Annotated in this window: 18 protein-coding genes; 6 read left to right on the plus strand and 12 right to left on the minus strand. The window is 46.6% G+C overall.

The annotated features are described in order from the left end of the window. Positions 1-3: 3 nt before the first annotated feature. From ACH97_RS10745 to ACH97_RS10755, 3 genes are all read right to left on the minus strand, one after another. On the minus strand, positions 4-1,230 hold the full coding sequence (locus ACH97_RS10745) for a metallophosphoesterase family protein (protein WP_173636675.1): 1,227 nt from the start codon (positions 1,228-1,230) through the stop codon (positions 4-6). Between the two features lie 119 nt (positions 1,231-1,349). Further along, the gene (locus ACH97_RS10750) at positions 1,350-2,618 is read right to left on the minus strand and encodes an ABC transporter permease (protein ID WP_048350505.1); all 1,269 of its coding nucleotides are present in this window, start codon (positions 2,616-2,618) and stop codon (positions 1,350-1,352) included. Continuing rightward, positions 2,611-3,507, minus strand: a complete 897-nt coding sequence (locus tag ACH97_RS10755; protein WP_048350504.1) for an ABC transporter ATP-binding protein — start codon at positions 3,505-3,507, stop codon at positions 2,611-2,613. The genes ACH97_RS10750 and ACH97_RS10755 overlap by 8 nt, the downstream gene beginning before the upstream one ends. A 117-nt stretch (positions 3,508-3,624) precedes the next feature. Between ACH97_RS10755 and ACH97_RS10760 the strand changes: the two genes are divergently transcribed. Beyond that, positions 3,625-3,810 carry a YhzD family protein gene (locus tag ACH97_RS10760; RefSeq protein WP_048350503.1) on the plus strand — a complete coding sequence of 62 codons (186 nt, stop codon included), beginning with the start codon at positions 3,625-3,627 and terminating at the stop codon, positions 3,808-3,810. Positions 3,811-3,882: 72 nt separating this feature from the next. Here ACH97_RS10760 and ACH97_RS10765 read toward each other — a convergent pair whose 3' ends face one another. The 5 genes from ACH97_RS10765 to ACH97_RS10775 form a co-directional block, all read right to left on the minus strand. Continuing rightward, positions 3,883-4,161, minus strand: coding sequence for a hypothetical protein (locus ACH97_RS10765; RefSeq protein WP_048350502.1), 279 nt, complete (start codon positions 4,159-4,161; stop codon positions 3,883-3,885). A gap of 4 nt (positions 4,162-4,165) precedes the next feature. After that, on the minus strand, positions 4,166-4,303 hold the full coding sequence (locus ACH97_RS23755; protein WP_167564567.1) for a hypothetical protein: 138 nt from the start codon (positions 4,301-4,303) through the stop codon (positions 4,166-4,168). 105 nt (positions 4,304-4,408) lie between these two features. Continuing rightward, positions 4,409-5,020, minus strand: a complete 612-nt coding sequence (locus tag ACH97_RS24025; protein ID WP_241494247.1) for a tetratricopeptide repeat protein — start codon at positions 5,018-5,020, stop codon at positions 4,409-4,411. A 211-nt stretch (positions 5,021-5,231) separates the two neighbouring features. Next, complete coding sequence (locus ACH97_RS24030; protein ID WP_225315851.1) at positions 5,232-5,375, minus strand: response regulator aspartate phosphatase; 144 nt, start codon at positions 5,373-5,375, stop codon at positions 5,232-5,234. Between the two features lie 126 nt (positions 5,376-5,501). After that, positions 5,502-6,278, minus strand: a complete 777-nt coding sequence (locus ACH97_RS10775) for an enoyl-CoA hydratase (protein ID WP_016886160.1) — start codon at positions 6,276-6,278, stop codon at positions 5,502-5,504. Between the two features lie 200 nt (positions 6,279-6,478). On the opposite strand from ACH97_RS10775, the gene ACH97_RS10780 reads away from it, so the two are divergent. The 3 genes from ACH97_RS10780 to ACH97_RS10790 all read left to right on the plus strand — a co-directional run bounded on the left by ACH97_RS10780 (position 6,479) and on the right by ACH97_RS10790 (position 8,588). After that, positions 6,479-6,808, plus strand: a complete 330-nt coding sequence (locus ACH97_RS10780) for a hypothetical protein (RefSeq protein ID WP_016886161.1) — start codon at positions 6,479-6,481, stop codon at positions 6,806-6,808. A gap of 64 nt (positions 6,809-6,872) precedes the next feature. Beyond that, on the plus strand, positions 6,873-7,370 hold the full coding sequence (locus tag ACH97_RS10785; protein ID WP_003180220.1) for a cation:proton antiporter regulatory subunit: 498 nt from the start codon (positions 6,873-6,875) through the stop codon (positions 7,368-7,370). Positions 7,371-7,376: 6 nt separating this feature from the next. Beyond that, entirely contained in the window at positions 7,377-8,588 is a 1,212-nt protein-coding gene (locus tag ACH97_RS10790; RefSeq protein ID WP_016886162.1) for a cation:proton antiporter, read from the plus strand. A gap of 81 nt (positions 8,589-8,669) precedes the next feature. Here the strand turns inward: ACH97_RS10790 and ACH97_RS10795 are convergent, their stop codons facing one another. The 4 genes from ACH97_RS10795 to ACH97_RS10815 all read right to left on the minus strand — a co-directional run bounded on the left by ACH97_RS10795 (position 8,670) and on the right by ACH97_RS10815 (position 13,234). Continuing rightward, on the minus strand, positions 8,670-10,175 hold the full coding sequence (locus tag ACH97_RS10795) for a coproporphyrinogen III oxidase (RefSeq protein ID WP_048350513.1): 1,506 nt from the start codon (positions 10,173-10,175) through the stop codon (positions 8,670-8,672). Positions 10,176-10,317: 142 nt separating this feature from the next. Further along, positions 10,318-11,181, minus strand: coding sequence for a Cof-type HAD-IIB family hydrolase (locus tag ACH97_RS10800; RefSeq protein WP_011197705.1), 864 nt, complete (start codon positions 11,179-11,181; stop codon positions 10,318-10,320). Between the two features lie 446 nt (positions 11,182-11,627). Continuing rightward, positions 11,628-11,981 carry a YlbF/YmcA family competence regulator gene (locus ACH97_RS10810; protein WP_048350501.1) on the minus strand — a complete coding sequence of 118 codons (354 nt, stop codon included), beginning with the start codon at positions 11,979-11,981 and terminating at the stop codon, positions 11,628-11,630. A gap of 122 nt (positions 11,982-12,103) precedes the next feature. Continuing rightward, complete coding sequence (locus tag ACH97_RS10815; RefSeq protein WP_020450776.1) at positions 12,104-13,234, minus strand: DUF445 domain-containing protein; 1,131 nt, start codon at positions 13,232-13,234, stop codon at positions 12,104-12,106. 329 nt (positions 13,235-13,563) lie between these two features. On the opposite strand from ACH97_RS10815, the gene ACH97_RS10820 reads away from it, so the two are divergent. Both ACH97_RS10820 and ACH97_RS10825 read left to right on the plus strand, forming a co-directional pair. Continuing rightward, on the plus strand, positions 13,564-14,649 hold the full coding sequence (locus ACH97_RS10820; protein WP_020450775.1) for a YheC/YheD family endospore coat-associated protein: 1,086 nt from the start codon (positions 13,564-13,566) through the stop codon (positions 14,647-14,649). Further along, positions 14,646-16,004, plus strand: coding sequence for a YheC/YheD family endospore coat-associated protein (locus ACH97_RS10825; RefSeq protein ID WP_020450774.1), 1,359 nt, complete (start codon positions 14,646-14,648; stop codon positions 16,002-16,004). Before ACH97_RS10820 ends, ACH97_RS10825 begins: the two co-directional genes overlap by 4 nt. Positions 16,005-16,043 lie beyond the last annotated feature (39 nt).

Below are 16,043 nucleotides of genomic sequence, written 5' to 3' on the forward strand. Positions count from 1 at the left end.
CCCTTATCTTTTCAATGTCTTCAGTTCATGAAGCAGCAGTTTTTCAGCCTGCGTGCGAATGTCCCGGAAGTCTTCCTCATTAAACAGCTCTCCGTGTCTTCTAAAGACCGGATGCCGCTCCAAATCGTCAAGAATCAGGCTGAAATCTTGAAACTCATGGATTTCTTGCAAAAGCTCCTGGAAAAAAGCGTCCCGTTCGATTCCCGACAAGGCGGCATCGGTTTGATCTTCGATCGCGGTAAGCCAGATGAACGCGTCTTCCTCCCGTTCTTCTTCATGGAAGATGTCAAGGATCTCGTCCGCGATGCCGGCCTGTCCTTCCGCCAAATAAGAGGGTGTTTCTCCTGTCCATACCATCTTGACGCATGCGGGCTTGCCTCTTTTTCTGAAAGATTGAAAGGCATCGTGCATGAGGCTGATCAGCTCTGTCATCTGCTTTGTCCCGGAGATATCGATGCTGGCCGTTTCCCACAGGACATCCGATACGGCTTTAAATTCGAAGGACAGTTCTCCGCCGCAAACATTGACGAGATAGCAGCCTTTCTCCCCCGTTTCCTTCATATGGCGGGATTGCGTGTTTCCCGGATAAATCACCGCCGGATCGGCGGCTGAAATGACCTGTCTTTTATGTATATGTCCAAGCGCCCAATAATCCATCTGTCCGTTTTTTAAATCTTGAAGGGAGAAAGGACAGTACGGGTCATGGCCGCTCTCCCCGGAAAGCGTTCCATGAATCATGCCGATATGCAAGGGCGCGTCGGTCGTTTTTTTGATTTCAGCGGCCTTATTGGCATAAACTGAGCGCTCGGGATAGCTGTAGCCGTAGATGCTTGCGGCGAGCCGGCCGTCTTTGTAAAACGATTTTTCTTCAATGTCTTCCGCTGAAAAGATGTGGACGTTGTCCGGCCATTCAATCGGCGTCCAATCGCCGCCCAGATGATCGTGATTGCCAAAAATCACATAGACTTGGATATTGTTCTCTTTAAGCTTTAAAAATTGTTTTCTCAAAAACATCTGTGCTTTTAAACTGCGGTTTGCTTCGTCGAACAGGTCCCCGGCAAGCAAAATGAAGTCGGCCTGTTCATCAATGGCAAGCTTAAACACATTTTCAGCGCTTTTAAATGTGCTGTTTTTGATCCGCCGGTAAATCTCCTCGGGAAGCCGGCTGATGCCGTGAAACGGACTGTCCAGATGCAGATCTGCCGCATGAATGAAAGTGATGTTTGTCAATCTTCTGCTCCTTTTCATAAAACATTCTGCTCCCATTCTACCACGGGTTGAAAGCGAATGCACGTTCTACTATTTGCATGAAAAAAGCAGCTTATCTTTCAAGCTGCTTTTCTTTTTCATTATCGATCTTTTGACAGACGAAGCGCCTGTTTAATATTTTTCAATCCGCCGCCGCTTGTGTACATGAGCACGCCGCCTTTATACACCCTCGCCCCGATGACGGCGAGAATCACAATCGTGAGAGCGGTGATGCCGATGCCGAGAGCCGCTTCCCAAAACGGAATATCAAGCACGCCGACTCTGAGGAACATGATCATCGGCGCAAAAAACGGAATGAATGAAGTGACGGTAATAAACGTCGAATCCGGAGCATTCAGTCCGAACATGGCAATCATGAATCCGGCAACGACCAACAGGATCATCGGCGAAATCATCTGCTGAACATCTTCAATCCGGCTGACGACGCTTCCGAGAAATGCCGCAAGAGTTGCGTATAAGAAGTAGCCGAGCATCAAGAAAATGACCGCGTACACAAGCGTTGCAGTAGGTACGCCGGAAACATCAAAAAATCCTTTAACCAGCTCAGCCGCATCCCCTCCGCTTTCCTGGCTGGACTGAAGCGACAGATAGCCGGCAAGAAGGAGCGCGGCAAGCTGTGTCAGGCCCAACAGGGCGACGCCGAACAGTTTGGCGAACATTTGCTGGACAGGCGGCACGCTGGAAATTAAAATTTCCATTACGCGGGAAGACTTCTCCGTCGCTACTTCTGTCGCAATCATTGAAGCGTACATCAAAACGGAAAAATAGATGACAAACAGCACAACATACACAAGCCCTGTCGCCTTTTGAAGCTCTTCCTCGGTTTTCGCGCCTTCTTTCAAGGCAACACTGTTGACTTTTACCGGTGTAAACAGTTCACTCAGCTTTTCCTGAGGTACGTTCAATTCAGCCGTTCCAACGGCGATCTTTGCTTGCGAGAGCGCCTGTTCAATCGTGGAGACAGCTGTGGAATCAGCGATATCGAGCGCTTTATACGTTCCTTTCAGCACCCCTTTTTTATCTCTCTCCAGGATTAAAATGCCCTCGAGCTTTTCGTCTCTGACGTCTTTTTCAAGCTCTTTTTCCGGCTTATCCGCTTTTTGGACCTCCAGCGCTTCATCAGTATCGAGTGCTTTCACCTGCTGGGCAAACGTGTCGTACAGCTGATTTGAGCGATCAATGACAGCGATCTTGTCACCCTCTCCGCCGTCGTCAAACATGGAAATAATCGATCCCAAATTTGTGACGAGCACGACAAGCGCAAGCGTGATGGCTGTTGAAATGATGAACGACTTCGTTTTCAGCTTGCTGATATATGTATGAAAAAGAACAATCCAAAACTTATTCATAACGGGCACCTACCTTTTCGACGAAAATATCATGCAAAGAAGGCTCTTCAAGTTCAAACTTTCTGATAAACCCGCGTCCTTGCAGCATTGTAAACAGCTCTTGAGAGACTTCTTCATTCTCGACCTGCAGGCGGACTCCTTCGGAATGATCACGCCATTTGACGATGCCGTCCGCCTCTTTCAAGAAGCTCAAGTCGCCGTCCGCGTGAATCGTGACATTCTTTCTGCCGAAAGAACGTTTGATTTCTTTTAATTTCCCTTGAACGACAGGCGTCCCGCGCTGCAAAATACAGACGTGTTCGCACAGCTCTTCGACATGCTCCATTCTGTGGCTTGAAAATACAATCGAAGTGCCGTCGTCTTTCAAAGAAATGACCGCGTCTTTTAAAAGCTCGACATTCACCGGATCGAGACCGCTGAACGGCTCGTCGAGAATCAAAAGCTCCGGCTTGTGCAGCACGGCCGTGATGAATTGAATTTTTTGCTGGTTCCCTTTGGATAGCTCCTCAACCTTTTTGTCGGCGTATTCCGTAATATGGAACCGTTCGAGCCACTTCTCAATTTCCTTGAGCGCATTTTGCTTTGTCATGCCTTTCAGGCGGCCGAGGTATACGAGCTGATCTTTCACATTCAGCTTCGGATACAGTCCGCGCTCTTCGGGCAAATAGCCGATGCTGTTTGTGATACCGTAGTTAATCGGCTGTCCTTTCCATGTGACAGTACCCTCTGTCGCATTCAAAAGGCCTAATATCATTCGGAATGTCGTCGTTTTCCCTGCTCCGTTGGCGCCGAGCAGACCGAACATTTGCTTGTCTGGAATCTCCAGCGTCAGATCGTTTACAGCTGTAAATGAACCGAATCTTTTCGTGACGTGATCGATTTTGAGCATAATAACTCCTCCTTCCAATTTACAATCATACGTTAGTCATACCATTTTAAAAAGGATTTTTTTGATTTTTATATAATTTTAAACAAATAGATCATATTTTGAGAAAGGGGAAGAGAAATGGAAAATTATTATGTAACCGTTTTCGATACTAGTGGAGAAACGCTTTTGAATGAGCGATTTGAAGCGGCTGATGATGAAGAAGCGAAAGAGAAAGGAAGAGGAATGCTGAAGGAAAAGCAATTTTTGGAGCATACACACCGGATAGTACATTCGTCCGGTAAAATCATTGTTTTCCGCAGCTGACTAAAATACGGGGTAAGGCGGCGCTGTTAGGGAAAGTCTCCCGCTGCCGCCTGCCCTTTAATCCGCCAAACACTAGTGGATCATCATAACAATGAGCAGACCCATGTTGATGAAACAGAGTAAAAACGATAAGCAAGCGACGCCTTTATTTTTCCGCAGAAAATAAAGGCCATTGACCGCCAGCACACAGATGATGACGGCATCAAACAGTCGAAACAGCAGATCCTGCAAGCTGTAGGCCGGAGCAAAAAAACCAATCACAGAGACGATCAGGATGAAAAGGCAAGAAACTGTAATATACATCGTCCATTCTTTCGCTGCGTCAGCCCGCTTATTCTCAGATGAAATCATGTCCTTAAACTCGAGCCTCCTTGTCAGTCGTAATCATTTTGTCCGCGTACAAGGAAGGGGCTTTTCCCGCATCTGCCAAAAAGCCTGAAGACGTTAACACAACAGCCAGCGACACCGCGACGAACAACAGTTTAGCTTTCATACAACGCATCTCCCCTTTTGATTTTTCGTCTTGCCTGAGCGCACTTCTCATGGTAAAAAATGGCATCTTAAAGCCGCTACATTTGATTATAGTACTGGGCTGCGTCTAAAGCCAGCTCTTCAACAGCGTCATATAAATGGTTTGACTCCAAATAATCAAATCCGATTTCCACGGCTTTCGATCCCCGCTGTCCAAATACAGTCCGCACAGAATGTTAAGCTTTGCCGCGTGTTCCCCGAGCGATGCCGCGCTTCGGATGCCTTTTTCATAACAGTCGGCCGCTCCGACATGGTTTCCCTGTTTTAGACGGACGTACATCAAGTTGTACAGCACTTTTGGAATATATGATGAACTTTCCTGTTCAAAAATGGAAAGGGCGCTCTCCATATGATCTGAGGCTTCTCGGTACGATCCTTGGAAATAGCAATTTCCCAAATTAAAATGAGCGGCTGCCGTCAAATGGCTGTTTTTGATTTTCGTGGCGTCTTCAAGCGCGTTGGCCAGGCTTTTAAGCGCGGGTCCGTATGTCATCGATTCAACCCAATTGCCGGCAATGATAAAATCGCAGAAAATCTTTTTTTCTTTTAGCGTCTCATCCCGGTTGAAAATGTCGGAAGCGAGCGTCGCATAGTTGATCGATAAGTATCTCTGGCTGATATAGTAGTAGATTTCCGCCAGCTTATCATAAAATTCCGCTTTTTCAACCTCGTCTTCCAATGCGCTGACTTTTAGTTCAGCCGTTTTATAGCAGCCGATTGCTTTGACAAACCGCTTTTATTTGAACTCATACATCCCTTTAAAAAACCAGCAATAATAGTTTAGTAAACCTGTCATTTGGTCCTTTTTTTCTTCTAAGACGCGGAGGTTTTTTTCAATATTTTCAGTCTTTTGCGGTTTCAAATAGCTGAGCATCAGCTTATGCCTGAATTCAAGCAGCTAATAGTAGAGCAGGACGTCCTGATTTTCCTTCCGCTTTCAATGATTCACTGGCGGCGATCTGATGTTTCCGAATGGCGTTGTACCAATCATTCAGCTTACTAGCAACGTATTCAGATGGAATCTTCTGTTTCAATTTCGCCGCCTCCCAAGACTTCGTACAGATCTGTATCTTATGAATCATTTTATGGAAACTTAAATTTTTTTACAATTGCTTCTGCACATCATTTCCCAAGGTCAATTTCCTGCCGGACCGCTCTTGTTATACTTGCTGACGGTTAAATTGCGGCTGGCGCTTTTCTAAAAATGCGCGGATCCCTTCCTGATGGTCGCTTGTCAGCCTCATTTTCATCTGGGCCGTTTTCTCGAGTTCAAGCGTTTTCTGCAGCCTACCGCCATTCAGCGCCTGATAGATCTTTTTCGTTTCAATCATCGCTGCCAGCGGAGCGTGCAGAAGCTTTTCAAGATAGATGCGCGCAAAACGGCCGGAGTCCCCGCTGAATACGGCGTCTGCGATCCGAAGCTCGAGCGCTTCGGCCCCCGTCAATTTTTTCCCGCTCCAAATCAATTCTTTGGCCGCAGTTTCACCGATTCTCCGCTCTAAAAAGAAGTGTCCGCCTCCGTCGGGAACAAGCCCGATGCCGATAAAATTCATCGCCAGCTTCGCCTCTTTTTCGACCAGTACATGGTCGCAGCTGAGCGCGAGGCTCAATCCCAGACCCGCAGCCGCACCGTGGACAGCCGCTGTCGTCATCTTCGGCATGCTGTAAAGCTTCACCGCAATTTCAGAAATTGTGTCAATGACGCGGGCGGAGCTGTCTTGATCTCCGGAAGACAGCATCATCTTAATGTCTCCGCCTGCCGAAAATCCTTTGCCGCTGCCTCTCACAAGGAGAAGCAGCGATTCGCTTTCCTCTGCAACACGCAAAGCTTCATTCAGTTCTTCAAGCATTTTTTCATTCAAGGCATTGTACGCCTCAGAGCGATTCAGTACAATTTCAAAAATCCCGTCTTCGTCTTTCCATTTGATATATTCCATCTTGCACCTCCGTGAATACGATTTTGTAAGATATTAGCTTAATTAATTCCACCTTTTATTTTCAATACCTTTTTTCATGTGAAAATCAGCTGAATGATTTTCCATTTCAAGATCAATTGATACTGAAATAAGCCTTTTTAGTTGAATGATTTTCTTTGTTTAGATATAGTTATTTATAGAAAGCATGTGAGGAAAGGGGGATGGGCGTAATTAAATCATTTTTGACGTTGATGCTTAGTTTATGCATGTTAACAGTACCATTCGCCGATCAGGAGCAAAACCCTGTTTTTGATCCCGAAGCGGAATACCATATGTCTCTAAACACCTCAAAGTTTGAGACACATGCAGTGAACCCCTCCCCTTTTACAAAAAGCTTTCTTAATCATCCAGGAAGAGCCGCAAATATTTCTGTCTTTGACGCACGTTTCTACACTCATTTCATTCCTCGATTCGAGGTTCAATCAAATGAATTAATTCTAAAAAAAACTTGCGCTATTCCTGTGAAATACCAATCTAATTACCTCTCCTGATTTTCCCTTTTTCACCTGCATAACTTTTCAGCCGAATGGGGAAATTTATTTTGGAGGGATATGATTGAATATTAAAGAAAGTGATCTGCCGGGTATCGGCAAAAAATTTGAAATAGAAATGAGAAACCATGAAAAAATGACGATTGTCGTTCATGACGACGGAAGAAGAGAAATCTATCGGTTTGACGACGAAGATCCCGATGAAATCGTGACCAACATCTCGCTTGATGACAGCGAAGCAAGGCAGATCGCCGCCATCCTCGGCGGAATGGTCTATAAGCCGCAGGCGCTTGAATCGATTGAAATGGCGTTTAACGACCTGATCATCGAGTGGTTCAAAATCGAAAAAGGAGCAAATGCCGTCGGCAAAACTCTCGGTGAAATCGACGTCAGGCAAAACTACGGCGTCACTGTCATCGCGATCATTAAAAAGAATCAGGAAAAATTCTTGAATCCCGGGGCAGATTCCGTTCTTGATGAAAATGATACACTCGTCCTGTCCGGTGAAAGAAAAAACCTCAAGGAAATGAAGCAGGCTTTTCTTTCCCGAAAGGAAGGGTGATGCTCTTTGGATCATCTAGTATTTGAAGTCGGCACTGCACTCTTGCTTGTCGCGATTGCTGCCTTAATTGCGAATCGGATTAAATTCTCGATCATTCCCTTTTTAATTGTTCTCGGGATGATCGTAGGCCCGCACGCTCCGACGATCGGTATCATCAACTTGAAGTTTATCGAGAGCTCGGAGATCATCGCCTTTTTCGGCAGAATGGGCGTCTTGTTTTTACTCTTTTATCTCGGACTGGAATTTTCGATCGGAAAGCTTATTAAATCAGGACGGTCCATCGCCGTCGGAGGAAGCATTTATATTCTGATCAACTTCAGTTTAGGCCTCATGTTCGGGTTCATCGCGGGCTTCGAGTTTCTCGAAGTACTGATCATCGCCGGGGTTATTACGATTTCTTCGAGTGCGATTGTCGCCAAAGTACTTGTCGACCTAAAGAGGACAGCGAATCCGGAAACCGAACTGATTCTCGGAATCATTATGTTCGAAGATATTTTTCTCGCCGTTTATTTATCCGTCGTCTCGGGGCTCGTCCTTGGTGACTCAACTTCAGTCGGATCGGCGCTGCTTTCGATTTTGATCGCTTTTGGCTACATGATATTGTTCTTTATCGTTGCCAGGAAGCTGCCAAAATTGTTAAATCGGCTGTTTAATATCCGTTCAAACGAAGTCTTTATTATCGTGATTTTTGCGCTGCTGTTCTTTGTCGCCGGCTTTTCGGAAACGATTCACGTTGCCGAAGCAATCGGCGCCCTGCTTCTCGGACTCGTGTTTTCCGAGACAGAACATGCAAGCCAGATCGAGCATTTGGTTGTACCGTTTCGCGATTTCTTCGGTGCAATGTTTTTCTTCAGCTTCGGATTGAGCATCGACCCGTTTACACTGGGAGATGCGGTATGGCTTTCAATCGGCGCCGTCATCCTCACCTTGGCCGGGAACTTTATCGCCGGCATGATCGCAGGCAGAAGGGCCGGACTTTCTCATAAAGCTTCATCCAATATCGGCTTAACGATTGTCTCACGCGGCGAGTTTTCGATCATTGTCGCCAACCTCGGAATCGCCGGCGGACTTTCGGCCACATTAAAGCCGTTTGCCGCTTTGTACGTACTGATCCTGGCAATTTTGGGGCCGCTTTTGACAAAAGAATCAAAACGGATTTTTCATATACTGAACAAAATATTTAAGTGGAAAAAATCCGAAACAAAACAAAGAGGATGACAGAAAAGGAGACTTCGCCAGGATATTGGCGAAGTCTCCTTTCGTTTTGCCCAGGGACTGTCCCGTTTTAAACCGAACCTTTTAACTGCCTTTAGCATTCTTGTCAAAAAGCCCGGACAGGTAGCGAAGCTTTTCTTCTGTATAGTGTTCAAATCTGTCATTGTACGTTTTCGGGTCTTTCGGGTTAGAGAAATGTGTGATCTTTCCCGTTCCCGGATCGACGAATTTGCTCGCAGCTCCGCAGCCGATCCCGATAATCGTCTGTTTTTCCTCCATGATCATAATGTTATAGATGCTCTCCTGGCCGGGAAGGGAATAGCCTATATTCTCCAGGTTGCCGAGAATGTTTTTCTGCCTGTACAAATAGTAGGGATGGTAACCGTGCTGTTTCGTCCACGAGACAGCGTCATCCATCATCGCGACAATTTCCTCGCGGCCAGCCACCTTATACTTATGTTTGTTTTTCGTCATTTCAGACGCGCGCTTAAATGACAGCGTATGGACGGTCAATGATTCAGGCATTAATTTTTCGGTTTCGGAAAGAGAGTTTCTGAATTCTTTTACCCCTTCGCCCGGAAGGCCGATGATCAAATCCATATTGATGTTAGACATGCCGGCATTTCGCGACAGATGATACTTTTCGATCGTTTCTTCGACGGTATGGTGGCGTCCGATCGCTTTCAGCGTTTCATTCTCGTAAGACTGCGGATTAATGCTGATTCGGTCGATGTTCCATTTTTTTAAGACCGCGAGCTTTTCCTCTGTGATCGTATCGGGCCGTCCAGCCTCAACAGTGACCTCGCGGATGTTTTTCACATCGGGAAATGAACGGTACATTTCTTCATACAATAGATCCATTTCTTCAGCGGTAATGCTTGTGGGCGTTCCGCCGCCGAAATACACGGTCGTGATGCTGACATCGTTCTCCTTGAGCCATTCACCGATTTTTTGCATTTCATAGTGAAGCCCCCACAAAAATGAGCCGACCCGTCCGGCTTGTCCTCTGATCGCATACGCCGGGAACGTGCAGTAGGCGCACTTCGTGGGGCAGAACGGGATGCCGATGTAAATGCTGACCTCTTGGCCCAGCTCATACAAATCAGGTACAGCTTTCAGCTGACGGTCAATAATGTTTTGCATCAGTTCGATCTTTTCGTCGTGAATTAAATAATCCCGCTTCAGCTCGGCATGGGCCTCTTCCTTTGGCATGCCGCTCTCCAGCTTTTTGTGAAGCAGCTTTGTCGGACGGACACCGGTGAGAATCCCCCATTTCTGAATGATCCCGGTATGCTCCTGAAGCATGCTCAAAAAAACGTAGGAAACGGTATTCTTCACCTGCTTAAACGCTTCCTTTTCCGTCAGCTTGGGGTCAATGTTTTTCGCATATTCTGCTGTAATGTCCGTATCCTTTATCGCACCGGAAGCCTTGACGCCGTTTTCTTCCCGTTCATAGCCGAGAACGATCGCAAGGTCTGCCGGCGCTTCTTCGCCAAGAGCGACTTCGCTTTCCTCAAAGAATAAGTTCGCTATATGCTCAAGCGGTCTCTGGAACCTTTCGTCTTGGAGCCCTTCTATATAAATGCGCAATGTCATCACCTTTTTCGTTTCAAAACTTTCTTTAGTGTACAAAAATAAATGGGCAAAATCAATCCGGGAAACATACATTCCTTTAGGAGACCGATAAATGAATAATCCCCGCATTCCAGTTGAAGCGGGGATCTTATAAGAATCAGATTTTTTTAATATGGAATTTTTTAAGAAACCCTTTGCTTTGCTGCATTCTGAAGTATTCTTTAATCATATAGGCGACGCCCTGTTCATCATTGGAGCGCGTCACCCAATCCGCTTTTTGCTTAACCTCCTGAGGAGCATTGCCCATTGCGACTCCGAGCCCGGCAAGCTCGATCATCGGAAGGTCGTCGATATCATGGCCGATCGCAACGACATCTTCCATTTTTAATCCGAGGTCGGCGGCGAGCATCGTCAATCCCGCTTCTTTCGAAACTCCTTTATGGACAATCAGCATTTTTTCTCCCGCTTCAATGATGTCGACGAGAGGAAACGCATTTGTGATCGTCTGCCTGATTTCTTCGGACTGACCTGTTGAGCAATAAACCTCGATCACCGGCGCGCTGACCGGTTCATCCATCAGCATGTCGCTCAGCGAATCGACAAACTGGACGGGATAAAAAATCGGGTCAGACGGGTGAATCATCGTTTTCCCCAGCAGGTTTGAATTCGTTTTTTTCCGATTTCCAATCGAATATTTTTCATGGAGGATTCTGATATTGCAATCATAGCTTTCCAGTATTTGAACAAGGTTAAATGTCTGTTCTTCGGAAATCCTTTTTTCTAATAAAGGTTCGGCGATTTTGTCCGCTATAATCGCTCCGCTGTGCGTAATCAGCTTCGCATCCAGCTTTAAAGATTTGGCGATTTTTTGAGCGGAGCGGAAATGTCTGTTCGTCACAAGCGTAACATATACACCTTTCTTCTTTGCATATTCGATCGCTTCCTTCGTTGCGGGATGAAGCCGTCCGTTTGTCCGAAGCAGCGTTCCGTCTATATTCAGCGCAAGCATTTGTTTTGACACCAGGAGGTCCCCCTTCTTTGATGACTGAATCTGTTATAGAGGATATGTCCCGGTCCCTTTTTTTAGAACAGCCCTCTTGATGTACATACTAAAAAAAGCCTGTTTTCACAGACTTTTGACTTCGCATCTTGTGGATACGATCATGATTCTCCCTCATATTCAAAACAGTGAATTCAACGCCCCTTTCGTTCAATTCACCGTATATTGACAACCCCTTTATTTGACCAGCAGACGGTGCTTTCAATCTGTCAAATTCCTCTGTACCCCTTATCATTTTGCCGCCAGTCCGTTTTTCATGATCGTATCCCGGCAAAAATGAAAGCACTTACATTTAGTATTATCGCAACTATTTCACAAATTGACAAGTCTTTTTTAAATCTTTATGAACATTATTTGTTCACTTAGTGAAAAAATCCCCTCTTGTCAAGACAAGAGGGGATTTTTTATCAGCTCTCCGGATTTCCGTAAAGCTCTTCCAAAGGCTTCATAATGATTTTGTTTAAATCAGCAATCAGCATGCTCATCCGCTGTTCTGCTTCCATCAGCTGCGAGATTTTATCATGCTGCTGGACGAGCGCCACGGATTTTTGCGCTTGTTCGACTTCTTCCTGTGTGATGTCTTCGCCGTTCATCTGTTTTTGCTGAAGGTTCATTTGAATATCGCGAAAGTTATCAAACATCTTTTTAGCAGATGGGTCGCCATTCACCTCATCATAAAGATTTTTCAATCGGGAATATTCATCGCTTTGTCGCAAGGCTTGCCCCAAGTCATAAGCCGAGTCATGTAAATTGACCGTCATCCTGATCCGCTCCTTTCCTGCCTGTATTCTTCTTATGGAATCGGCACCACTCCACTATAACAAACTATGGAGCGTTTTTCACAGTTATACGATAATTCCGTTTGAACAGGCCGTCTTCAGCCTCAGATCAAAATCACAAAGATGGCTTGCACGGCTCCGATAATTCCGCCAAGCAGACCGCCTAAATACGTGATCATTTTGAACTCCCGCTTGGAAATGGACAGCACCATTTCTTCAAGACGTTCAACAGGGAAGTTGTCCACCTGTTCCTTGACGATTTGCTCGAGCTCCAGCTGCTTGAGCACTTGATCCAGGCGGCGGCCCGCCTCTTCGAGAAGCCGGTCGGCGATCTGCGGCAGGCGCAAAGCGATCTCCCGCTCAACACTGGCAATAGAGGAGCCGATCGTTTTTTCGAAAAACGGCTGAAGCGAGAATCGTTTCAAAAGCTTTTCCTTCAAATCGAAAATGAGAGATTTGAGATTCCATTTGTCATCCGCTTCCTTGAACGTATATTCTTTCAGCTTGTCCCATTCGTTTTCAAGCAGATCCGTTAAAAGACGCGCGGTCTCGCCGTTCTTTAAAAACTTCACAATCTCCGGCTGAACGCGGTCAACCAGACTGCTGTTGCCTAAAAACATCTGCACCATGCTGCCGAGCATGCCCCGTTCTTTCAAAAAATCGTCAATCATATGTCCGAGGCGTTCCTTTCCTTCGTCGCTTTCAAAGTAGGTGACAGCCCGGCTTAAAATATAGCCGGACACCATCGGAATTTTCTCTTTCAGCTTTTTCTGGGCCTCAAGAGGGATAAGCTCTTTGAGCGGTTCATTTTCATGTGCCTCTAACAATGCGGACAGCTTCTCATCCGTCCATCTGGATACCGCCCGATCCGCTTTTTGGGCGGGATTTGAAATTCCGATGCTTTCCAATGCTTCTTCAACGGTGGCCGTTGATTGCGAGAGGTGCGCCAAGATCCGCTCCCCAACCTGCACCGCCTGGCTTTTAACCGCATCGGATGCAAGCCTTTTTTTGATCCCTTCTGTTGTCAGCAGATGGCCTGTGACCATCTGTCCCATCTGTCTCGCCAATTCATCGCGCCTTTTCGGAATTAATCCGGGTGTAAAAGGAACCCTCTTTCCAAATATGTAGACCGCTTTATATGGGCGAAAAAGCATTTTAATCGCAAAATGGTTCGTTACAGCGCCGATAAGTGCACCGACTGCAATCATAACGGCAAAAACCCCAAATACATACATGTTCTTTTCAACTGCCTTCCTTTTTACCTGACATCTTAGCTGCACAGCGTGGGCCTTATGGTCGATCCTCACCGTCTTGCCTAACGTTATTATAGTAGCTGAATAAAAGACGGGCAAATAACGGAATGGAGCAAGCCGCTTCAAAATACAATGGGTCAGATGGCAATTGTATGAAGGGCGCTCTAAAATTTTTAATCATTTCCAATTTACAAAAGCCTATTTCTGCAATCTCAAGCGTATCATGAAACAGAAGTCTATATATTAAAGTTTGCCCGAAGTTTGACAGTCTCAGCCTGTTAAGCCTTGTTTTTCATGAAGGAGGTATAATCATGATGACGCTTGGATTTATGTCGCTGTCGCACGAACATGAAAAAGCCTATGCCGAAGAACTGGCCAAAATGGCTTCGGACTATGGAATCCGGTTTATCCGTTTCACGCCCCTGGATATTTCCCCCGGTTCCCTGCTTGTGAAAGGGCTCTCCTTTCACCCGAAGTCAGGACAGTGGAATGAAATTGAAAGAGAAATCCCGGAATTGATCTATGACCGCTGCTTTTACGGCAGAGATCAGCAATCGAAAAAAGCAAAACCGATTGTCGAATGGCTCAAAAAGTATCCTAAAACAACATTTTTAGGACTCGGACTTCCTGACAAATGGACGGTTTTCAAAGCATTGAATGCCGATCCCGTCATCAAGTCCTACCTTCCTGCCACATCGATTGCAGAAAACGCCCAGGATATCCTGCGCAAGCTTGCAAAAGAAAAAGCGTGCATCTTGAAGCCTGCATCCGGATCAGGAGGCCGCGGCATCATTCACCTCGAGCTTACGGGAAAAACGGTCAAGGCCGCCTACCAAACCGGAAAACACAAACAGCTGAAGTCATTTTCGAAACAGGCTTCATTTGAAACGTGGTGTCAGAAAGTTCTTCAGCACCGCTATTTGCTGCAATCGTTCCTCGATATTCAAGACAAAGACGGTTTTCCGTGCGATATCAGGCTGCTGCTTCAGAAAAACGGCAGTGGAGAATGGGAAACAGCCGGCAAAACGGTAAGGCGGAGCTATCAGCACGGACTGCTTGCAAACCTGGCCGGGGGCTCAGAGGCGGTGAGCTTTGACAGCTGGCTTTTATCCGTGCCGAAAAAGCGCCAGGCCGTCCTTCTCGATGATTTAGAGACAATGGCGCAGGCCGTACCCCTGGTGCTTGAATCAAATCACGGACCATTATTCGAGCTCGGCCTTGATATCTGCCTGACGAAAGACGGAAAAGTCTGGCTTCTGGATGTCAATTCAAAGCCCGGAAAGCACGCTTTTATTAAGCACTCTCCTGAAAAAAGGGAGCTTTTGTATAAAGGTCCTTTGGAGTACTGCTCATTCTTAACGGCTTCAGCCGGCGCGAAAGGGGCTGAGAAAAGATGACCGGTCAACCGCTGACCGTCGGCATCCACCAGACGAGCGAAAACACGATGCTCCTGCCCGCTTCTTTTAAACAGGACGGTTTGTTATTCGCGGCTTTCGGTACAAGTGTTGAACGTTGCCACGTCTCATTTGACAGCCATTTGAAGCGCACCGTTTTATTATCTGAAAATCTGTACAAAAACCTGCGGATTCCGTACCGCGGCAAAGCCTCCCTGATTTTCCGCGACAATACCGTCTATATCGGACCTTTAATCGGGATTTTCACGGCCGGTTTTACAAAATCGCAGCTGGACCCTGTCAGAGGGAGGTCTTTATTTTTTTCGAAGCTTTTGACGATGGATCTCCCGGCAGGAGGCTACAGCTATCTGTTCGGAGCGCACCAGATAGATTGGGAAGAAGGTACAGTGCAGGCTCTCATTTTCAGGGAAAACGGCTGGGAGGAGGCCACAGTCCCCCTTCCCAACGTCGTTTACGACAGACTGCCGAACCGCAAAGCGGAAGAATCCGCCGCTCTGCGGGAAACAAAAACCCGCCTTATGGATGAATACCGGATTCCGTGGTTCAACCCGGGCTTCTTTAACAAATGGGAGATCTATAAATGTCTGCAGCAAGACGAGAGGACAGCGGAATTGCTTCCATTTTCGGCATTGGAGCCCGGTGCCGGTAAAATCGAAGACATGATCGGTCAATACGGCTTCATTTATGTAAAGCCCGCCGGCGGCAGTTTGGGCAAAGGCATACTCCAGCTTTCAAAACGGGAAGAAAACGGAATTCTCGCCAGACATGCCGAAGGCGTCACATCTTATTCGTCCGCTGCTGAATGTTTAGATGAATGGCAGAGACTGCACAAACATACTTCTTATCTCGCCCAGCAGGGCATCGAACGGATCGAAGTGGATCATCATCCGGCAGACTTCAGGGTTCATACAAACAAAAACGGAAAAGGCCAATGGACCGTCACAGCCATCGCGGTCAAAATCGCTGGAAAAGACGGAATTACAACCCACATGTCGAGCGGCGGTGCCGTCAAAACGCTTGCAGAGCTATATGATGATCCTCAGGAAAGGCTTCACACTCTGCAAAAACTGACAAAAGCGGCGCTCCTCCTCAGCCGGGTCCTTGACGAAAAGCTTGACGGTTTCATCGGGGAAATCGGCTTTGACCTCGGATTGGACCGTTCGGGAAAAGTGTGGCTGTTTGAAGCCAATTCCCGGCCCGGCAGGGGGATCTTCTCCCATCCCCGTCTGGCATCTGTCAGCAGCTTAACGAAGAAAAGAAGCTTCGAATATGCTTCCTATTTAACTGAACAGTCCATCCTTAATCCGGAGGACATGTGGCATGACCTCAAGCCGTGAAGAACCTGCTTCTTCACGGTATTTTTTTGAAAAAGCTCC

Origin of the sequence: Bacillus paralicheniformis (assembly GCF_001042485.2) — a bacterium.
GTDB lineage: Bacteria > Bacillota > Bacilli > Bacillales > Bacillaceae > Bacillus > Bacillus paralicheniformis.